This is a genomic window from Paenarthrobacter sp. AT5 (assembly GCF_032764245.1).
Classification (GTDB): Bacteria; Actinomycetota; Actinomycetes; order Actinomycetales; family Micrococcaceae; genus Arthrobacter; species Arthrobacter ureafaciens.
The window spans coordinates 2804016-2822930 of record NZ_CP136441.1 but is presented as its reverse complement, the minus strand read 5'-3'; the positions used below and the strand labels follow the sequence as shown (position 1 = coordinate 2822930).

Below are 18915 nucleotides of genomic sequence, written 5' to 3'. Positions count from 1 at the left end.
GGTCAGTGTCCGAACGGATCCGGATCCACGCCGGGCATCCAGGTCAGGCCCGGGACACCCCAGCCGTTCTTCTTGGCCTGCTTCATGGCTTTCCTGGCATAGCGGTCCACCAGCCTGTTGACGTACAGTTTGCCATCCAAGTGATCGTACTCATGCTGAATTACCCGGGCGAACCAGCCCGTCGCCACGAAATCAAGCGGCTTGCCGTGGCCGTCGAAGCCTTGGACCCGTGCCCAGTCGGCCCGCTGCAAGGGATAGTGCTCGCCGGGAAACGACAGGCAGCCTTCCACATGTTCGTCGGGATCGGGGAGGGCGCCGGACACTTTTGAAAGTGTCAGGACCGGGTTGACCACCACGCCTTCATCCGGGGCGTCGTCATCGTTGGCGTACTTGAAGACAAAGATCCGCTTCCCGACGCCCACCTGCGGCGCTGCCAGGCCAACCCCATTGGCGGCCTCGTTGGTCTCGAACATGTCGGCGATCAAGGTGCGGAGCTCGTCGTCGAAGGTTTCCACTTCGCTGGCCCGGCGATGCAGGACAGGTTCGCCCCAGATGGTGATCGGCAGGACCGTCATGTCAGTTCTTCCTTGTCAGTCGCTGGACGCCTTCGACCGGACCGCTGGAGCCGGCCGGTCCCAAACAAAATGAAGGCCGCACCGGATAACCGGTGCGGCCTTCATGGAAACCGGCTTTCCAGCCAATCTCGGTGGGGTGAGCGACGGGGGTTGAACCCGCGACCTCCTGGACCACAACCAGGCGCTCTGCCAACTGAGCTACGCCCACCATGTGCCTCGTGGATTTGACCGTTTGACCGGCTTTCCGTGAAGGCAACGACAAATAGCTTACCTGCTGTTTTCGGGTTCAAAGTCCACTTTTGCCGGTTTCGCCGAAAAAACCTTTAAAAATGGCGCAGATCACACTCCGATGGAGCCGGTGAGGGTCTCGGCGGAAGCGGTTGTCTCCTTGGAAATGCGTTGCGCGGTGGCCGTGTCCGGGCCCGGTGCCGGAACGAAGACAGCCTGGCGGTAGTACCGGAGTTCATCAATGGAGTCCTTGATGTCTCCCAGGGCCCGGTGTCCGCCGTGTTTGGCAGGTGCTTGGAAGTAGGCGCGGGGGAACCAGCGGCGGGAGAGTTCCTTGATGGTGCTGACGTCGATCACGCGGTAGTGCAGGTGCTCAATGACGTTGGGCATGTCCCGTGCGAGGAACATGCGGTCCGTGCCGACGGAGTTTCCGCCCAGCGGCGCCTTGCGGGGATCCGGAACCCATTTTTCGATGTACTCGAGCACCAGGGCTTCGGCTTCGGCCATCGTCTTGCCGTGCGGCAGTTCGTCCAGGAGCTTGGAACGGGTGTGCATGTCGCGGACGAAGTCGTTCATCTGCTCCAAAGCGGCGTCGTCGGGTTTGATGACCACGTCCACGCCGTCGCCGAGGATGTTGAGCTCGGAATCCGTGACGAGGGCGGCGACCTCGATGAGGGCGTCGTTCACGAGGTCCAGGCCGGTCATTTCGCAGTCGATCCAGACGATGCGTTCATTAGTAATAGGCACGCGCCTAGCCTATCGTTCAGGCTGATCCAAGTGCTCCGATGGTACGATTTTTTGGACATGGCGGTGACTTTTTCCCGCTGTGACCTGCCCTTGAGACTCGAAACTTCGTCCCGAAACATGCCGGGCAAACGATTGGATGCAAACCACATGACGGTGCCCGTACCCGCCGCCTCGAAGGCAGGGAAAATTGCGCCGACGCAAGATGCGGCCACCGGGGAAGTGGACAACGCCAAGTCCCCGCTGATCGCCGGTTTCATCGGTTCCATGTTCCTGGTTGTTGGTTCGCTCGGGGTTGGCTGGCTTGCTCCGGTTTCCGAACTCCGCCGCCTGCCCCTTTTCATTTGGATGCGGACCGAGGGCGTCGGCGTCGGACTGTCGATCGTGCTCCTCGCCGTGGGCGGCATGCTTCTGGTGAGGGCATGGCTCCGGTTGGGCCAGAGGGTCCGTGTGTGGGGCTTGGAAGCCCGGAAAGCCACCATTCAGGCCGTGGTTGCCTGGGGACTGCCAATGATGTTCACTGTCCCGTTGTTCAGCAGGGACGTGTACGCCTACATCGGCCAAGGCCGGCTGATGGTCGAGGGGATGAACCCCTACGAGAACGGGATCTCCGCCCTGCCCAACTACTTCCAGTTGGGCGCAGACAAGATGTGGACCGAGGCACCCGTTCCATACGGTCAGCTCTTCCTGTGGATCGAACAGTTCGTGGTGTGGGTGACCAACGTCCAGCCTGAAGCGTGCATCATGCTGTTCCGCCTGGTGGCAGTGGTTGGAGTAATCCTCTGCATTATCTACGTACCAAAGCTGGCGGAACTTCACGGCGTCAACCCCCACCGTGCGCTGTGGTTGACGGCCGCCAACCCGCTGTTCCTCACCAACTTCATTGCCAGCGTCCACAACGATTCGCTGATGATCGGTCTGGCCCTGGCCGGCCTTTACTACTGCGCCACGCACCGGGTAGTGCTCGGCATCGTGCTGGTGGCGCTTTCCATCTCGGTCAAGCCCATCACTGTGGTATTCCTTCCCTTCATTGGCCTCCTGTGGGCCGGTAAGGGCGCTTCCTGGCCGCGGAAGTTCCTTTTCTGGTTCCTGACTGCTGCGCTGACGTTCGGGCTGCTCTATGCCATGAGCCTGGTCAATGGCTTCGGCTTCGGGTGGATCAAGGGCCTCTCGGCACCCGGCAGTGTGTGGATTTGGTATGCACCCGTTGGCCTCATCGGACTGGTGGTTGCTTCCATTTCGAACGTGTTCGGGCTCGACGGCTGGGGCATGGCCAAGTGGGTGTACGATGCCGGCAAGGTACTCATGCTGGCCGCGGTGGCATGGCTCGTCTTCCGGGGTGAGCACGACCGCCTCATGCGCCGGTTGACCCTTGCTTTCGCAGCGATCGTCCTGTTGGCCCCCATGATCCAGTCCTGGTACGTGGTGTGGCTGATACCGCTTTTCGCGGTGACCGGAATCCGCAACGACTGGCAGGTCAAGGCGCTCTACTTTGTGGTCTCCTTCTTCATGGTCTATGCCATCTCCGATCAACTCGACGTCTTCCCGTACCTGCAGAGTGAAGATCTTGGGCTTGCCCTCACCTTGGCCAGGAACGCCGCGGCCATCATCGCTTTGCTCTTCGCCGTGTACCTGATTTTCGTAGACCCCAAGACGAAGACCCTCTTCCGGAAACGCGACGAGCCCGGGACCCGCCCCATTATCTAAGACGAGCCAGGGACCCGCCCCATCATTTAGGGGGCGACCGCGTCTCCCGGGGTCATGGCGTGGACAGCAAGCGCAAAGCCTCCCGCGCGGACAGGGGACTGAGCCGGGATGCATTCTCCTCGGCGAAAGCTTTGACCCAGCCCGGATCGGTCTTGCTGTATTCGCGCAGCGCCCAGCCGATGGCTTTGCGGATGAAGAACTCCTTGTCGTCCATGTTGGGACGGATAACCGCGGCCAGCAGGGAGGTGTCCGTGGCTGCCTTGGATCCCAGCTGGGCGGTGATGGAGGCCCTTCGGATCCACATGTCGCTGTCTTTGGACCACTGGAGAAGGAGCGGCGTCATGGTCTCCGGATGCTTGCGGAGCAAGGTCCCGAGGCGGTGGGCCACACCATCGACCAAGTCCCACCAGGCTCCTGTCCGGATGATTTCTTCGTAGACAGGCAGCATGCCGGGATCGTCCCTGACTATGCGGATGCCGGTCAGATCGATGGCCGCATAACGTTCCTCGCGCACTTCCGCATTCCGCCACAAGTCCAGGACGGCCTCGCGAAGGTCCTCCGCCGAACGCGGCGGGAACTGCTTGATGGCTTCCTTGACGATTCGGCGGACCTCGGGGACGCGGACTCCCAAGGACGGCATGTCGGACTTCATATAGGCCTGTGCACCGCGCCCGCGTTCGGCGTCGGCCGAAGAACGAAGGGTGGAACGAATAGCCTTGGGGAGGTCGCTGTTGTCCATGCCTCAACTCTAGGGCGGGGACGGTCACCGTTCCGGGGAGGGCGGCCGCCGTTGCGGTGCATCGCCCGTGCCCCGGAACTCGCAGCTCTCAGGCGGTGGCATCCACGAGCTCTCCTGTCCGCGGGTTCACTGACATGCCCTCGCCGGTCTCAACGTTCACCACAACGTCGTCATCTTCCGGCGGAGCCGCGGACTCGGGAGTTGATTCCCACTCCGCCTCGGAGGCCGGAGGTGCAGGAGCCTCAGCCGCGTCCTGAGGCTGGAGCGCAACTGACTCCGCCGGCGCTGAGGTGCCGTTCATGCGTGTGAAGTTGGCTGAGCCCCACATGAGATCGTGCCCCACCGCCTCGGCATCCACCTCGGCAACGTGGTACACCTTGCCCTCATGCTCCCACTGCCTGAGCCGCAGCCTTCCGAGCACGATCACCCGCTGGCCCTTCTTCACGCTGCAGCCCACATGCGCGGCCAGGTAGCGGAATGATTGCACGGTGTACCAGTTGGTATTGCCGTCCACCCATGTGTTGCTGGCCCTGTCGTACCGCCGCTCCGTTGTTCCCAGCCGGAAGGAAGCTGTGGAGGTTCCCCGGGCCGTGGTGGAGGTTCTGACCTCAGAGGCTACGAAGCCGCGGAGGGTGAGGATGTCGTTCATGGTGATCCTTTTGACGTAGGAAGCTGCCTGTCCGGCTTTTTCAGCTTCAACCAGCCACGTGGAAGGGTCGATGCCCTTTTGGCGCTATGTGCATAACCGGAGCGGGGGCAGCATGTTGAGGAGCAGTGGACCGTTGGTGGCGGGTGTCTTGGCAGGGGCCGGGAGGAATGCACTGTAAACTCTTTGTGGCGCCAGCAGCTTCACCTGCGTGGCAGCCGGTATGCCCCAGTAGCTCAGGGGATAGAGCAGCGGCCTTCTAATCCGCCGGTCGGGGGTTCGATTCCCTCCTGGGGCGCCAGTTACCCCCGGAACTCCACAGGGGTTCCGGGGGATTGCTGTCAGTGCGCAATGAGTGGGGGAATTGATGACACGGAGCGGGACAACGCCGGGCAGGAATACTCTTGGGCCTCTGAAGACCCATAGACGCCGCAGCGTCATGGTGTTGGCGTGCGTCGCAGCGGCCATGGCACTTGCCTCCTGCACGCCGCCTGCACAGACCACTCAGACCGCATCGGAGCCCACCGGGTCCGAGCCGGCGGCCATATCCGGGACAGCATCCCCCGGGCCTACGCTCGTGCCGGAAGTTTCTGCGGCAACAAAGACTGTCGAAGCCACGCTCAAGAAAATAGTCGCCACGACGTCCAAACCGGAACGGGAAGCGGTTCGGAGCGCCCTGGTTGCTGCCGGCATACCGGCAAGCAACGTGGAGGTATCAGTGAGCCGGACGCCCACCGGGCTCGAGGTCGACGCAATGGAAGCTGCCGCCTTGGCCGGAGGCAGCTGCGTCGTGGGGCAAATCCGCGACGGCGGGGTGGTGATGACGGTGCTTCCCGTCCTCGCCAGCGGGAAATGCTTTGTTGGTGACGTCCGGTAGGCGCCAGACCACGGCCGGAATGTGAGTTCCACGTCCAAATGTGAGTTCTGCCCGCCTAGCCACTAGATTTAACGGCATGGCGGAATTCATTTACACGATGACCAAGGCCCGAAAGGCCGTTGGCGACAAACTTATTCTGGACGATGTCAGCATGTCGTTCTTCCCCGGTGCCAAGATTGGCGTCGTGGGCCCTAACGGTGCTGGCAAGTCCACCATCCTGAAGATCATGGCCGGACTGGACACCCCCTCCAACGGCGAGGCCCGCCTGAGCCCCGGCTACACCGTGGGCATCCTCCTGCAGGAACCGCCGCTGAACGAGGAAAAGACGGTCCTTGGGAACGTCCAGGAAGGCGTTGGCGAGATCTACGGCAAGATCCAGCGCTTCAACCAGATCTCTGAAGAGATGGCCAACCCTGACGCTGATTACGACACCCTCCTTGAGGAAATGGGCAAGCTGCAGGAAGCCATTGACGCCGCTGACGCATGGGACATCGATTCCCAGCTGGAGCAGGCAATGGACGCGCTCCGGTGCCCGCCGGCGGACGCGGATGTTACCGTGCTTTCCGGTGGTGAGCGTCGTCGCGTGGCGTTGTGCAAGCTCCTGCTGCAGAAGCCGGACCTCCTGCTCCTTGACGAGCCCACCAACCACCTCGACGCCGAAAGTGTCCTGTGGCTTGAGCAGCACCTGTCCTCGTACCCGGGCGCAGTCCTGGCCGTCACCCACGACCGCTACTTCCTGGACCACGTAGCCGAGTGGATCGCTGAAGTCGACCGCGGCCACCTGTACCCGTACGAAGGCAACTACTCCACCTACCTGGAGAAGAAGAAAGCCCGTTTGGAAGTCCAGGGCAAGAAGGACGCCAAGCTGGCCAAGCGCCTCACGGAAGAGCTTGAGTGGGTCCGGTCCAACGCCAAGGGCCGCCAGACCAAGTCCAAGGCCCGTCTGGCCCGCTATGAGGAAATGGCTGCGGAAGCCGAGCGCACCCGGAAGCTGGACTTCGAGGAAATCCAGATCCCGCCGGGACCCCGCCTGGGCAATTTGGTGATTGAGGCCAAGAACCTCAAGAAGGGCTTCGACGATCGCGTCCTCATCGAGGATCTGTCCTTCTCGCTGCCCCGCAACGGCATCGTGGGCGTCATCGGCCCGAATGGCGTGGGTAAGTCCACCCTGTTCAAGACCATCGTCGGAATGGAGTCCCTCGACGGCGGCGAGCTGAAGATCGGCGATTCGGTCAAGATCTCCTACGTGGACCAGTCCCGTGGCGGCATTGACCCCAACAAGACCCTGTGGGAGGTCGTTTCCGACGGACTGGACCACATCCAGGTCGGCCAGGTCGAGATGCCTTCGCGTGCCTACGTTTCCGCTTTCGGATTCAAGGGCCCGGACCAGCAGAAGAAGGCCGGCGTCCTCTCCGGTGGTGAGCGCAACCGCCTTAACCTGGCACTGACGCTGAAGCAGGGCGGAAACCTCCTGCTCCTCGACGAGCCCACCAACGACCTCGACGTCGAAACCCTGAGCAGCCTTGAGAACGCACTTCTGGACTTCCCTGGCTGTGCTGTTGTGGTCTCGCACGACCGCTGGTTCCTGGACCGGGTGGCAACCCACATCCTGGCCTACGAAGGCGATGACGAGAACCCCTCCAAGTGGTACTGGTTCGAGGGTAACTTCGAGTCCTACGAGGAAAACAAGGTGGAACGGCTCGGTCCTGACGCGGCAAAACCGCACCGAGTCACGCACCGCCGCCTGACCCGCGATTAATCGCAATCGCGACTAACCGCAAAATCGACTAAGCGTAATATCGACGAATGGCCGCCCCGAAAGGGACGGCCATTCGTCGTTGGTCACGGAATCCGGACCATGCCCTCCTGCGCGACTGTGGCGACGTGCAGTCCTTCCCGGTTGAAGATCCGCCCCGTGGCCAAGCCCCGGGCCCCTTGTGCACTGGGTGATTCCTGCACATAGAGCATCCATTCATCCACCCGCACCGGTCGGTGCCACCACATCGCGTGATCCAGGCTGGCCACGCTCATGCCCGGAGTCATCCACGCGAGGCCGTGCTTGCGCAGGATGGGTTCCAGCAAGGTGTAGTCGCTGGCGTACGCCAGGGCAGCACGGTGCAGGTTGGGATCGTCAGGGAGGGGGCCTATTGTTTTCATCCACACGGCATTAGTTGCCACGTGCCGGGTTGGCGCGGTGACGTAGAGTGCAGGGTCGACGTGCCGGACGTCGAACGGCCGCTCCGAGGACATGTGCCGTGCCAACGGGTGGTCGAAGGAGGACAGCAAATCCGCCGTGCTGGGCAATGACTCGGGATCCGGGATGCCTTCCGGCATGGCAGTCTGGTGATCCAACCCTTCGTCCGCAACTTGGAACGAGGCAATCATGGACAGGATCGGCACACCGTCCTGGTAAGCATGGACCCGCCGCGCGGAGAAGGAACGCCCGTCGCGCAACCGCTCGACTCCAAAGGTGATGGGCTTGTTGGCGTCCCCGGGACGGAGGAAGTAGCCGTGCATCGAATGGGCAACGCGGTCCGCGTCAACCGTGCGCATGCCGGCCATCATGGACTGTGCCAGGACCTGTCCGCCGAAGACGCGGTGCCTGGGCTGCCTTTGGGACGGGCCCAGGAAGATGTCCTCGTTGGTCCGTGCTCCGTCGAAGTCGCCCAGGTCCAGCAGGCCGATCAGCACTTCCATGGGGTCTTCTGCGGGTGCCTCCGCGTCCGGGTTGGCCTTCGTGTCAGTCATGGTTCGACTCTAGACGGCGCCCCAACCCCTCTCAACCGAAGACATGCCGGTAGAGTCGATGCTGTGACAGACGTCTTGACCCAGTCCTTCCGTTTCGCCGACCCCCACGATCTCAGCGACCTGCGGACCTACGTGACACGCGCCAAAACCATCGATGACGGCGCCATCCGCCTGCAGGCTGCCGGCAAGGTTCTGGCCGCCTATGTGTGCGTCCTCAGGCCGCGGATCCTGGGTGAATCCACCCCCACCATCCTCGGGTTGCGGACAATGGCCCTCGCCGAGGAAGCCCAGACGGACGCCACCGTGACGCTTGCCTCCGTCCTGGATCGGCTGGCCCGCTCGCGTGCCGGGGACGTTGAGCTTCCCATCCCGCCGTCCACAGTGTCGGAGTCGTGGGCCGGCGTCGGGGCTCCGCGCTCCGGTTGGGAAGCCTTGGGCGCGATGGCCGACGTCGAACTTAAGGCCGCAGCCGAAGCCGGTATCGCCGAGGTGGCAGAGGCCGTACCCGCAGTGGCAGGCGCTGCCGTGGTCAACAGTGCCCGCGCCGCCGTCTGGAGCCGGCCCCTGCCGGGGCTTGAAGAGCTCCCGGCAGGGGTGGCCTTTGCCGCTTTTGCTTTGGGCTTCCTTGCTGGCGGAGAGCAGCAGGTATTCCGCAACGGCCGCTGGTTCCGGCTGAGCGGATCGCGCGGACACGTTCTGGTGAGGACGGCCGCCGGCCTCGGCTTCCGGAACTAGCAGCGACGAACCCAAGAACCGAAGAACGGAAGAACCGAAGAACTACTGTGCGGACGGACTGTTGACCATGGTCAACGCTGCTCGCTCCATGTAGTCCCACAGGGTTCCCTCGTGCAGGGGTGACAGGCCCAGCGAGTCCACGGCCGTACGCATGTGGAACAGCCAGCGGTCTTTCGCTTCCGGCGTTACACGGAAGGGCATGTGCCGCATCCTCAGCCTTGGATGGCCGCGTTCCTCGCTATAGGTGGTGGGGCCGCCCCAGTACTGCTCAAGGAACATGAGGAAGCGCCGCTTGGCGGGCCCGAGGTCCTCTTCGGGGTACATCGGCCGCAGCAGGGGATCCCCGGCCACACCGTCATAGAAGACGTCGATCAGCTTCACGAAGGTGTCGTGCCCGCCGACTGCCGCGTAGAAGCTGTCCGTGTAGGCAGGCTGGCTGAAGGGGTCGTTTTGCATCAGCTGGCGTCGCGGCCCGGCCTGCGGTGCGCCCGGTTGCCCGGAATTGGCATCATTCACTTGACTTCTCCTCAGGCTTTGCGGCCGTGCCTGCGGGGGCTCCGGCGCTCACTTTGGTTTCTCCGTCGTTGTCCGGCGAAGGCGTGTCGATGGGTACGTAGTCTCCTTGGGAGCGGTTGCCTACCCGGAGGATCTCGCCGTTGCGGAGGTACCAGATGGCTCCGTCCTCCGCCCGGACGCGGGTGATCCGCAGGCCGACGGATTCCACCGTGCCAATGACTTCGCTGGTGACGATCACGTCGCCAATGCCGTATTGGTCTTCGATGGTGATGAAGATGCCGGCGAGGAAGTCCCGGATGAGCTGTTGGGCACCAAAGCCGATGGCCACACCCAGGATGCCCACACTGGTCAGCAGGGGTGCGACGTCGACGTTCATGTACTTCAGGACGTAGATGATGACGATCACCACCACGATCACGCTCACCAGGCTGGTCAGCAGCGAGCCGATGGTTTGGGCCCGCTGCGAGCGGCGCTCATGGTCCAGTGCCCGGATGGCAGGTTGCACCCATTTGAAGTGCGGTTTCTTGAAGAGCGAACTGCCGGAGGCGACCCTTCGGGTGATGCGAAGGATGATGAAGCGTGCCACGGTCCATACCAGCAGGCCCACGCCTACGGTGATGAGGATTGAGACAACGTCGATTTTTTCCGGTTCGATCGTGAGGGTTTCCATCCAAGAGATGAAGGTCAAGGTGTATTGGCTCCTTGTCGTCGGCCCGTGTTCTCCCTGGGGTGAACACTCTGTCCACCATTAACCCTAGCGCCGTTGCGTGATCGCGCCGTAGCGTGGCCGCATGCGAATCCTCGTCCTGGGTGGTACGGCTTTCCTGTCCGCTGAAATCACGCGGCAAGCCCTCGCCGCCGGACATGAGGTCACCTGCGTGGCGCGCGGTACTTCCGCGGCAGTGCCCGACGGCGCCACCTGGGTCCGTGCGGATCGCGCCACTGGCGTGGCGGCCTTCACGGACCTCGACGGTCACTGGGATGAGGTCGTGGAGGTGGCCCGGGATCCCGTCTTCGCGAAGGCAGCCCTTGACGCCCTGGCCGGCCGGGCGGGGCATTGGACGTTCGTTTCGAGCTGCTCCGTCTATGCCGATCCGTCCGTTCCCGGCGCAGCAGAGGACGCCGGGTTGCTCCAACCCTTGCCGGAAGGAGAACACGGAACGCCGGAGACGTACGGCGAGTCAAAGTCAGCCATCGAGGAGATGACGCGCCGGGCAGCAGGGGAGAAGGCCCACATTCTCAGGCCCGGCCTGATCGGAGGTCCAGGGGATGCTTCGGACAGGTACGGTTATTGGCCCGCCCGGTTTGCCGCGAAGGCGGACCCCGTCCTGGTCCCGGACATACCGGACTCACCGACCCAGATCGTCGACGTCAGGGACGTTGCAGCCTGGGTTCTTTACGGTGCGGCCCGGGGACTGTCGGGAACCTTCAACGTTGTGGGGGAAGTGGTTCCCTTTGCGGGGTATATTGCTGCGTCACGGAGTGCGTCCGGGGCTACGGAAGAAGTTGTCCCCGTCAGCGAAGACTGGCTGGTGCAGCAGGGGATCGACTACTGGGCCGGCCCGGACTCGCTTCCCTTGTGGTTGCCGCCAGGGCACGAAGGGTTCCAAGCCCGGAGCAACGCAGCCGCCGTCGCGGCAGGCTTTGCGCTGCGGCCTTGGCAGGAAACGCTCAAGGACACCCTTGAGGACGAACGCAGCAGGGGCCTGGAGCGTGAACGCAGGGCGGGCCTGAGCCGCCTGACGGAACGAAGGCTGCTCTCCCGCTGGAAGGGCGGCCGTCCTGCCGGTGCGCGAAGCGGCGGGCCACCCGGCTAGGCAGCCGCCGTCGTCGTGGTTGGTTCGTGAAGCACGGGGAAATTGACGCTGCGCGCGATGAAGCAGACTTGGTTGGCTTCGTGGTGAAGCTGCGACATGAGGCTTTCATCAACGGCATCGGCGATGGTGACGCGGGGCTTGAGGGTTACCGACTCGAATTGCCCGCTGCCGTCCCGGTTGAGCTTCATGAGCCCCTCGGCATTGTCCTCGTATCCGGTGACCACCACACCGTGCTTGACCGCGACGTGCAGGAAGGACAACATGTGGCACTGGGCCAAGGCGGCCAGCAGCAGTTGCTCAGGGTTGTAGCGTGTCCGGTCACCGTGGAACGTGGGATCGGCTGAACCTTTCAATGTCGGTAGTCCGGGAATAACGACGTCGTGGTCCCGGGAGTAAGCCCGGTAGCCCGCCGTGCCGTCACCGCGGTTTCCGGTCCAGCGGAGGGTCAACGCGTAATGGTGTTCATTCAGGCCCATGCGGACAGTCTAGCCAGCGCAGACTGTCCGCATGGGAGGAGGCGAACGGCTAGTCGACGTCGGCGGCCCGCGCGCGCAGGGCGCGTGCCACGGCGTCGCGGTTCTCCAGCATCATGCGCCTGAGTGCCGCGCTGTCTTCCGGCAATGCCGCCAGGAACTCGTCCGTCCGGTCGATGGTGGCCTGGGTGGTCAGCTGGGCGGGGTAGAGGCCCACCACGATTTGCTGGGCCAGCGCATGGGTCCGTTCCTTCACTATTCCAGGTACTGCCTGGAAGTACTTCTCCGCGAACGGTTCCAGCAACGCGGTGTCCGGAACACGGGTGAAGCCGGCAACGGCTGAGGACTGGAGTGCATTGGAGAGCTCGCCCTTGACCACGATCGACTCCCATGCAGCGTCCTTGGCCTCTGCCGTAGGGATCGCAGCCTTGGCGAGGGCTGCTGCGTTCTGGCCGTTGGAGGTGTTGTCCCGTTCGAGTTCTTCCTCGATCCGGTCCTGCCCGTGGCGGCCGCCGACTACCAGTGCTGTCAGCAGTTCCCACCGCATGTCCTGGTCCACAGTCAGGCCTTCCAGGGTTGACGTGCCGTCGAGGAGCGCCTGGATCCGGTCCAGTTGGGAGTCGCTGCGTGAGATCTGGGCGTAGGACTTCACGAACTGCAACTGGGCATCGGATCCGGCTTCCACGCTGGAAGCGAGCTCCCACAATCGGTCGGCGGCCCTGACTGCCGTTTCCTCCTTGTGCTCTGCGGCCACGTAGTACGTGAGGGTCGTGGCCAATTGGCGGAGCTGGACGAGGATCACCGACGAGTCCGTCTCGTGGGCGATGTTGGCCAGGATAAGGTCCACGTAGCCGCGGGCGGGAGTCTCGCCGTCGCGGGCCGCATCCCACGCCGAACCCCACACCAAGGTGCGGGGAAGGCTTGAGGTGAAGTCCTTCAGGTGGGCCTTCGCGGTGGCGAGCGACGCCGGGTCAAGCCTTACCTTGGCGTAGGCGAGATCGTCATCGTTGAGGAGGACAAGGTCGGGCCGCGTCTTGCCCACCAGGGCGGGGACGTCCGTGCGGGGGCCGTCGACGTCGAGCTCTTCGCGGTGGACGCGCTCAAGCTTGCCGTCGACGACGTCGTAGAAGCCCACCGCCAGGCGGTGCGGGCGGATGGTGGGCTGTTCGGCGATGGCGGTCTGAAAAATGGCAAATCCGGTGATGACGCCGTTTTCGTCAACGGTGACCTCGGGGGCGAGCGTGTTCACGCCCGCAGTCTCAAGCCACAACCCGCCCCACTGGTCCAGGTCACGGCCGCTGGCGGCTTCGAGCTCCTGCATGAGGTCCGAAAGCTCCGTGTTGCCCCAGGCATGCTTGGCAAAGTAGGTCCGGACCCCGGCCATGAACTGTTCCGGGCCCACCCAGGCCACCAGTTGGCGCAGCACTGAAGCGCCTTTGGCGTAGGTGATGCCGTCGAAGTTGACCTCCACGTCCTGGAGGCTGTTGATGTCCGCGAAGATGGGGTGCGTTGTGGGCAGTTGGTCCTGGCGGTAAGCCCAGGACTTCTCCACGGAGGCGAACGTGGTCCACGCGTGGTCGAACTCAGTGTTCTCCACCGCCGCGAGGTGGGACATGTATTCGGCAAAGGACTCGTTCAGCCAGAGGTCGTTCCACCAGCGCATGGTGACGAGGTCCCCGAACCACATGTGGGCCAGTTCGTGCAGGACGGTGATAGCACGGCGTTCCACTTGGGCGCCGGTAACCTTGCCGCGGAAAACGTAGCCTTCGAGGATGGTGACGGCACCGGCGTTTTCCATGGCACCGGCGTTGAACTCCGGCACGAAGAGCTGATCGTACTTTTCGAACGGGTACGGGCAGCCGAACTGCGCCTCGAAGAATTCGAAGCCCTGCCGGGTCAGCTCGAAGATGTTGTCGGCGTCGAGGTACTGCATGAGGGACTTCCGGGCGAATACTCCCAGCGGGACCACCCGGCCGTCCGAACTTGTCACTTCCGAGCGTACGGATTGGTACGGGCCGGCGATCAGTGCGGTGACGTACGACGAGAGCCGGGGGGTGGGGGCGAACTTCCACACTGAGCGTGCGCCGCCGTCGTCCCCGGCCTCAATGGGTTCCGGGGCAGGCGTGGGGGAGTTGGAGACCACGTCCCAGTGTGACGGAGCCGTCACGGTGAAAGTGAAGCTTGCCTTCAGGTCGGGCTGTTCAAAGACGGCGAACATGCGCCGGGAGTCGGGTACTTCAAACTGCGTATAGAGGTATACCTCGCCGTCCACGGGGTCCACGAAGCGGTGCAGGCCCTCGCCGGTGTTCATGTAGGGAGCATCGGCAACAATGACGAGTTCGTTGTCTTCGGCGAGGTCGGGGAGCTGGATCCGGACGCCGTCGGAGACGACCGCCGGGTCAAGTTCCGTGCCGTTCAGGGTGACGCTGTGGACGGTGTCGGTAATGGCATCGATGAAGGTCGAGGCTCCGGCGCGGGCCGAGAAACGGACTGTGGTGGTGGAGCCGAAGACGGTCGGCCCCTTGGTCAGGTCCAGGGTGACGTTGTACGACTCGACGTTGAGGAGTTCAGCGCGGCTCGCGGCTTCCCCGCGCGTGAGATTAAGGCCTGGCAAATGTGCCTCCGGAAGTTGGACTGGGCGGCCGGTCGGTTCTCCCGCCGCTGGTGTGAAGTCATTCTTTCACTCTCTGCCGCGATCGCAAGGGATGCCCATGCGGTGTCGTGGAGTGCACTCCCTGCATGTCGTTGCTCCGGAGTAGTTTGGAACCATGGGAACGTTCCGCGACTCTCTTGACACCCGCGCCTTGCGGTTTGCGCTGTTTTTTCCGCTACTGCTGGCCATCGGCTTCGTTGTTTGCGCCCAGATGTTGAGGAACAGCCTCCCGGACCCGGTGGCTGTCATGTGGAATGCCGACGGCGGAAGCGCCTTTGCGCCCTTCGGCGCCTATGTTGCCGGCGGCGCAGCCATGATCACCTTGTTTGGCTGGCTCGCCTTCATGCAGGCGGTTCCGCTCTCCCGGCCCGTTGTCATGCGCCGGGTCATGATGGGGCTGGGCCTCATGGTCAGTCTCTTCGTCACCACGGTCCTCGCTGCCGGGCTGGTCGGCCAGTCGGGGATCGGGGAGGCCCGGCTGTCGCATGTGGACCCGATAGTCCTGGCTATGGGAAGCGGCGCGGCCCTGGCCCTGGGTGTCGTCATGATGTTCGCCTTCAAGCCCGATGCCCGCTGGACCCCTGAGGACGACCAGGCCCTGGAAACCGAACGGATGCTGCTCGCCGATCCGGACCTGACCCGGGACACCCTCCGGATCTGGGTCCACGCCCGCAGTTCGGTGTTCATCATGATCATTGTTTCTGCCCTGTTCCCCGCAGCCCTGATCGCCGTGGCGCTGCCTTGGCTCGGAGCCCTGGTGGCCGCCGTGGCGCTGCTCGGTGCAGGCTTCCTTTTCGCCCGTGTCCGTGCGGACAGGGGAGGACTTCGGGTGCTGGCCGGCGGACTCGTCCCGGTGCTGAGCGTTCCCGCCGTCGATATTGCCGCAGCGGCACCCGCCGACGTCAAAGCTGCCGACTACGGCGGCTGGGGCCTTCGGCACCACGACGACGCGACCGCGATGCTGGTGAGCAGCGGGCCCGCCGTCGTCGTCAGGAAACTCAACGGAGGCCGGGTGGCCCTGAGCGCCGGAACGGCGGCAACAGCTGATACGTTGGCCGGAATCCTCAACCGGGCCGCTGCCCGGGCCCATGACGACGGGCAGCCCCAATGAAGCCGGTCACGGTAATCTAGGTAAGCATCCCTCCCCGCCGCGCCTGGCCCGGGCTGTGCACCTGCCCAGCGGCTTACCGGCGCTCCACAAAGAACGGACTACAGTGACTACTCCCCGCGTCCATATCGCTACGGACCACGCAGGCATGGAACTCAGCGCACACCTGGTCAGCTACCTCACGGCCAAGGGCTATGAGGTTGTGGACCACGGGCCCAAGGAATATGACGCCCTGGACGACTACCCGTCGTTCTGCATCAATGCCGGGGAAGCCGTCGTTGCCGACCAAGCAGCCGGAGTCCATGCGCTGGGCATCGTGCTGGGTGGATCGGGCAACGGCGAACAGATTGCCGCCAACAAGGTCAAGGGAGTCCGCGCGGCCTTGGCATGGAACCTCGCCACCGCCAAGCTTGCTCGTGAGCACAACGACGCGAACGTCGTGGCTGTAGGCGGCCGGCAGCACAGCGTCGACGAAGCCACCGAAATCATCGAAGCGTTCCTGCAGGAACCGTTCAGCAATGACGAGCGCCATGTCCGCCGCATTGGAAAGATCGCCGTGTACGAGACCACGGGCGAGATCGTCGAGTAGTGCCTGAAGGTCATTCCATCCACCGGCTGGCCCGCCAGTTCCAGGATGTCTTCGTCGGCCGGCGCCTTCATGTCAGCAGTCCGCAGGGACGCTTCACCGAAGGCGCCGCGCTGTTGGACGGACACGTGCCGGTGGAGGCGCTCGCCCACGGAAAGCAGCTGTTCCTGGCCTTCGACCACGGGCTCTACCTCCACGTCCACCTGGGCTTATACGGTGCGTGGAGCTTCGGCGGAGACAGTTCCTTTACGGGCGCTTCGAGCATCGGAGCACCGCGCAGGATCGGTGAGCGTGAATCCGGGCCTGCCGGTGAGGACGCGGAATACTCCGGGCCGCCGGAACCGGTAGGGGCCGTGCGCGTCCGCCTCGTGTCTGACCATGGCTGGGCCGATCTCCGAGGGGCGACCACCTGCGCGGTCGTGACGTCCGATGAGGCGGCCAAGGTACTTGACCGCCTGGGGCCGGATCCCCTCCGTAACCTGCCGGGGGACCGCGATGAGTTCATCCGCCGGCTGCGCAAGCGGAAGACCGCCGTCGCGCTCCTGATGATGGACCAGTCCGTCCTCGCGGGAGTCGGAAACATCTACCGGGCGGAAGTCCTCTTCCGGCAGGCCGTGGATCCCTGGACGCCCGGAGCGGCCGTGGATGCCGAAACTGCCGGCCGCCTCTGGGACGATGCCGTGACCACCATGTCCGACGGCGTCCGCGACGGCAGGATTGTGACGACGCCCCCGGACCTATGGACCGAAGGGGCACCCCTGGTACCCGACGCCGACGCCCACTTTGTCTATAAGCGGCACGGATTGCCCTGCCGGGCGTGCGGGACAATCGTGGGCATGGCGGAAATAGGAGCCCGCAAACTCTATTGGTGCCCGGGCTGCCAGGTCTGAGCTTCCCCGCCGGGCCTGAGCCTCCGGGAACGATGGTCCGGCACAACGCAAGAAGGCCTCCGATCCTGGGATCGGAGGCCTTCTTCCTTGGAGGGGACGACGGGAATCGAACCCGCGTAATCAGTTTGGAAGACTGAGGCTTTACCATTAAGCTACGTCCCCAGAAGGATTCCCTGTTCAGGGCGTCTTTCCGGTTGGCTGTTCAAGCCGGATATAACTAAACCTAATTCGGGCGGCGCTGTCAAATGTGCATTCGCGGCGCTCTTGCCCGTAGACTGTCCTGTGCATTCGGGGTGTAGCTCAGCTTGGCTAGAGCGCCTGCTTTGGGAGCAGGAAGTCGCAGGTTCAAATCCTGTCACCCCGACTCTGTGTTTCGCATTCGTTTCCTCGAGTGCGGCAGAACCCCATACCCACCAATTCAGGAGTACTTAGACTGTGAAGAGCGCTGTCGAGAACCTCACCGCAACGCGGGTCAAGCTCAATGTTGAGGTTCCCTTTGAGGAACTGAAGCCGAGCATCGATGCCGCGTACAAGACCGTTGCTTCGCAGATCCAGGTGCCCGGATTCCGCAAGGGCAAGGTTCCTTCCAAGCTCATCGACCAGCGCGTCGGCCGCGGCTACGTTCTGGAGACGGCTATCAACGACGGCCTTAATGGCTGGTACCAGGCTGCTGTCCAGGAAACCGGAGTGCGCCCGCTGAGCCGTCCCGAGGTCGAAATCACCGAGGTTCCGGATCCGTCCGCTACCGACGGCGAACTCAAATTCCAGGTCGAGGTTGACGTCCGTCCCGAGATCGAACTGCCCGACTACGCCGGCATCAAGGTAGAGGTTGCTGCAGCCGAGTCCTCCGACGCTGACGTTGACAAGGCCCTGGATGAACTCCGTGGCCGCTTCGGCACCCTCAAGTCCGTTGAGCGCCCGGCGCAGAACGATGACTTCCTCACCATCGACATCACCGCCTCGATTGACGGCGAAGAGATCGATTCCGCTTCCGGCCTGTCCTACCAGGTTGGTTCCGCCACCATGCTCGAAGGCCTGGACGAGGCTGTTTCCGGTCTCTCCGCCGACGAGGAAGCGATCTTCGACACCACCCTCGTTGGTGGCGAGCACGCCGGCGAAGCCGCCCAGGTCAAGGTAGTAGTCAAGGCCGTCAAGGAGCGCGAGCTTCCCGAGGCAAACGATGACTTCGCACAGCTGGCATCCGAATTCGACACCCTGGCTGAACTCCGCGAGGACCTCGCCAAGCAGGCCGCTGAGTCCAAGGTTGTTGGCCAGGGCGTAGAAGCCCGCGACAAGGTCCTGGACAAGCTCGTCGAGCTGGTTGAGGTTCCCGTCCCGGCATCCGTCGTCGAAGAGCAGGTCGAGGCCCACTTCACCCAGGAAAACTCCCACGGCGAAGGCGACCACGACACCGAGGAGCACCGCGCTGAGGTGAAGGCAAACACTGAGCGCGCCTTCCAGAACGAGGTCATCCTCGACGCCATTGCGGACAAGGAAGAAGTCAACGTCAGCCAGAACGAGCTGATCGACTACATCGTCACCACCGCCAGCCAGTACGGCATGGACCCCAACCAGTTCGCCCAGATCATCGATCAGAGCGGCCAGGTCCCCATGATGGTTTCCGAGGTTCGCCGCCGCAAGGCACTGGCAGTAGTGCTGGGCCAGGCCGAGGTTGTGGACTCCGAAGGCAACAAGGTTGACCTGACCGACTTCGTGCGCCCTGCCGGTGAAGTTGCCGCTGAAGAAACTGCAGAGGCCGAGGCTGAAGCAGAGACCGTCTCCAGCGACGACCCCGCAGCAGTGAAGTTCTGATACGGCTTCAACCGGCCCCGGATCCTTGGATCCGGGGCCGGTTCGCTTTAAGGGCAGAACA

General features: G+C 63.5%; 18 protein-coding genes and 4 tRNA genes. 11 read left to right on the top strand and 11 right to left on the bottom strand.

Annotation, left to right across the window (positions count from 1 at the left end; translation table 11 throughout):
• Positions 1–2: 2 nt before the first annotated feature.
• The 3 genes from def to orn form a co-directional block, all read right to left on the bottom strand.
• Positions 3–575 (bottom strand): peptide deformylase, encoded by a 573-nt coding sequence (gene def / locus RI444_RS12980; RefSeq protein ID WP_021470718.1) that lies wholly within the window; start codon positions 573–575, stop codon positions 3–5.
• Between the two features lie 132 nt (positions 576–707).
• Positions 708–783, bottom strand: a tRNA-His gene (locus RI444_RS12975).
• Between the two features lie 131 nt (positions 784–914).
• Entirely contained in the window at positions 915–1508 is a 594-nt protein-coding gene (gene orn / locus RI444_RS12970) for an oligoribonuclease (RefSeq protein WP_021470717.1), read from the bottom strand.
• Positions 1509–1697: 189 nt separating this feature from the next.
• Between orn and mptB the strand changes: the two genes are divergently transcribed.
• Positions 1698–3254 carry a polyprenol phosphomannose-dependent alpha 1,6 mannosyltransferase MptB gene (gene mptB / locus RI444_RS12965; RefSeq protein ID WP_207604530.1) on the top strand — a complete coding sequence of 519 codons (1557 nt, stop codon included), beginning with the start codon at positions 1698–1700 and terminating at the stop codon, positions 3252–3254.
• A 52-nt stretch (positions 3255–3306) separates the two neighbouring features.
• On the opposite strand, the gene RI444_RS12960 is transcribed toward mptB, so the two are convergent.
• Both RI444_RS12960 and RI444_RS12955 read right to left on the bottom strand, forming a co-directional pair.
• The gene (locus tag RI444_RS12960; protein WP_021470715.1) at positions 3307–3993 is read right to left on the bottom strand and encodes a DNA alkylation repair protein; all 687 of its coding nucleotides are present in this window, start codon (positions 3991–3993) and stop codon (positions 3307–3309) included.
• Positions 3994–4081: 88 nt separating this feature from the next.
• Complete coding sequence (locus tag RI444_RS12955) at positions 4082–4642, bottom strand: single-stranded DNA-binding protein (protein ID WP_021470714.1); 561 nt, start codon at positions 4640–4642, stop codon at positions 4082–4084.
• Positions 4643–4864: 222 nt separating this feature from the next.
• Here RI444_RS12955 and RI444_RS12950 point away from each other — a divergent pair.
• The 3 genes from RI444_RS12950 to ettA all read left to right on the top strand — a co-directional run bounded on the left by RI444_RS12950 (position 4865) and on the right by ettA (position 7275).
• A tRNA-Arg gene (locus RI444_RS12950) sits at positions 4865–4940 on the top strand.
• Between the two features lie 66 nt (positions 4941–5006).
• Complete coding sequence (locus tag RI444_RS12945) at positions 5007–5516, top strand: DUF6993 domain-containing protein (protein WP_242703049.1); 510 nt, start codon at positions 5007–5009, stop codon at positions 5514–5516.
• 76 nt (positions 5517–5592) lie between these two features.
• The gene (ettA, locus tag RI444_RS12940) at positions 5593–7275 is read left to right on the top strand and encodes an energy-dependent translational throttle protein EttA (RefSeq protein ID WP_031215996.1); all 1683 of its coding nucleotides are present in this window, start codon (positions 5593–5595) and stop codon (positions 7273–7275) included.
• A gap of 83 nt (positions 7276–7358) precedes the next feature.
• Here ettA and RI444_RS12935 read toward each other — a convergent pair whose 3' ends face one another.
• Positions 7359–8264, bottom strand: coding sequence for an acyl-CoA thioesterase (locus tag RI444_RS12935; protein WP_021470711.1), 906 nt, complete (start codon positions 8262–8264; stop codon positions 7359–7361).
• A 63-nt stretch (positions 8265–8327) separates the two neighbouring features.
• Between RI444_RS12935 and RI444_RS12930 the strand changes: the two genes are divergently transcribed.
• Positions 8328–8999, top strand: a complete 672-nt coding sequence (locus RI444_RS12930; protein ID WP_207604531.1) for a hypothetical protein — start codon at positions 8328–8330, stop codon at positions 8997–8999.
• A 42-nt stretch (positions 9000–9041) separates the two neighbouring features.
• On the opposite strand, the gene RI444_RS12925 is transcribed toward RI444_RS12930, so the two are convergent.
• Together RI444_RS12925 and RI444_RS12920 are read right to left on the bottom strand one after the other, a co-directional pair.
• Complete coding sequence (locus RI444_RS12925; RefSeq protein WP_082038915.1) at positions 9042–9455, bottom strand: globin; 414 nt, start codon at positions 9453–9455, stop codon at positions 9042–9044.
• Positions 9456–9507: 52 nt separating this feature from the next.
• Positions 9508–10185, bottom strand: a complete 678-nt coding sequence (locus tag RI444_RS12920) for a mechanosensitive ion channel family protein (protein WP_079941275.1) — start codon at positions 10183–10185, stop codon at positions 9508–9510.
• Positions 10186–10306: 121 nt separating this feature from the next.
• On the opposite strand from RI444_RS12920, the gene RI444_RS12915 reads away from it, so the two are divergent.
• Positions 10307–11332 (top strand): NAD-dependent epimerase/dehydratase family protein, encoded by a 1026-nt coding sequence (locus RI444_RS12915; protein WP_062096997.1) that lies wholly within the window; start codon positions 10307–10309, stop codon positions 11330–11332.
• On the opposite strand, the gene RI444_RS12910 is transcribed toward RI444_RS12915, so the two are convergent.
• Together RI444_RS12910 and pepN are read right to left on the bottom strand one after the other, a co-directional pair.
• Positions 11329–11808, bottom strand: coding sequence for an OsmC family protein (locus RI444_RS12910; RefSeq protein ID WP_207604532.1), 480 nt, complete (start codon positions 11806–11808; stop codon positions 11329–11331). The two genes, RI444_RS12915 and RI444_RS12910, sit on opposite strands and share 4 nt — an antisense overlap.
• 49 nt (positions 11809–11857) lie before the next feature.
• Entirely contained in the window at positions 11858–14419 is a 2562-nt protein-coding gene (gene pepN / locus RI444_RS12905) for an aminopeptidase N (RefSeq protein ID WP_021470705.1), read from the bottom strand.
• Positions 14420–14573: 154 nt separating this feature from the next.
• Between pepN and RI444_RS12900 the strand changes: the two genes are divergently transcribed.
• The 3 genes from RI444_RS12900 to RI444_RS12890 all read left to right on the top strand — a co-directional run bounded on the left by RI444_RS12900 (position 14574) and on the right by RI444_RS12890 (position 17042).
• On the top strand, positions 14574–15569 hold the full coding sequence (locus tag RI444_RS12900) for a hypothetical protein (RefSeq protein WP_207604533.1): 996 nt from the start codon (positions 14574–14576) through the stop codon (positions 15567–15569).
• Positions 15570–15714: 145 nt separating this feature from the next.
• Positions 15715–16155 (top strand): ribose-5-phosphate isomerase, encoded by a 441-nt coding sequence (locus tag RI444_RS12895; RefSeq protein WP_021470703.1) that lies wholly within the window; start codon positions 15715–15717, stop codon positions 16153–16155.
• Positions 16155–17042 carry an Fpg/Nei family DNA glycosylase gene (locus RI444_RS12890; RefSeq protein ID WP_021470702.1) on the top strand — a complete coding sequence of 296 codons (888 nt, stop codon included), beginning with the start codon at positions 16155–16157 and terminating at the stop codon, positions 17040–17042. Before RI444_RS12895 ends, RI444_RS12890 begins: the two co-directional genes overlap by 1 nt.
• An 88-nt stretch (positions 17043–17130) precedes the next feature.
• Here RI444_RS12890 and RI444_RS12885 read toward each other — a convergent pair.
• Positions 17131–17204: transfer RNA gene (locus RI444_RS12885), tRNA-Gly, on the bottom strand.
• 127 nt (positions 17205–17331) lie between these two features.
• Between RI444_RS12885 and RI444_RS12880 the strand changes: the two genes are divergently transcribed.
• Together RI444_RS12880 and tig are read left to right on the top strand one after the other, a co-directional pair.
• Positions 17332–17406 (top strand) — tRNA-Pro (locus tag RI444_RS12880).
• Between the two features lie 71 nt (positions 17407–17477).
• Positions 17478–18854 carry a trigger factor gene (gene tig, locus RI444_RS12875; protein ID WP_021470701.1) on the top strand — a complete coding sequence of 459 codons (1377 nt, stop codon included), beginning with the start codon at positions 17478–17480 and terminating at the stop codon, positions 18852–18854.
• The last annotated feature ends 61 nt before the right edge of the window (positions 18855–18915 follow it).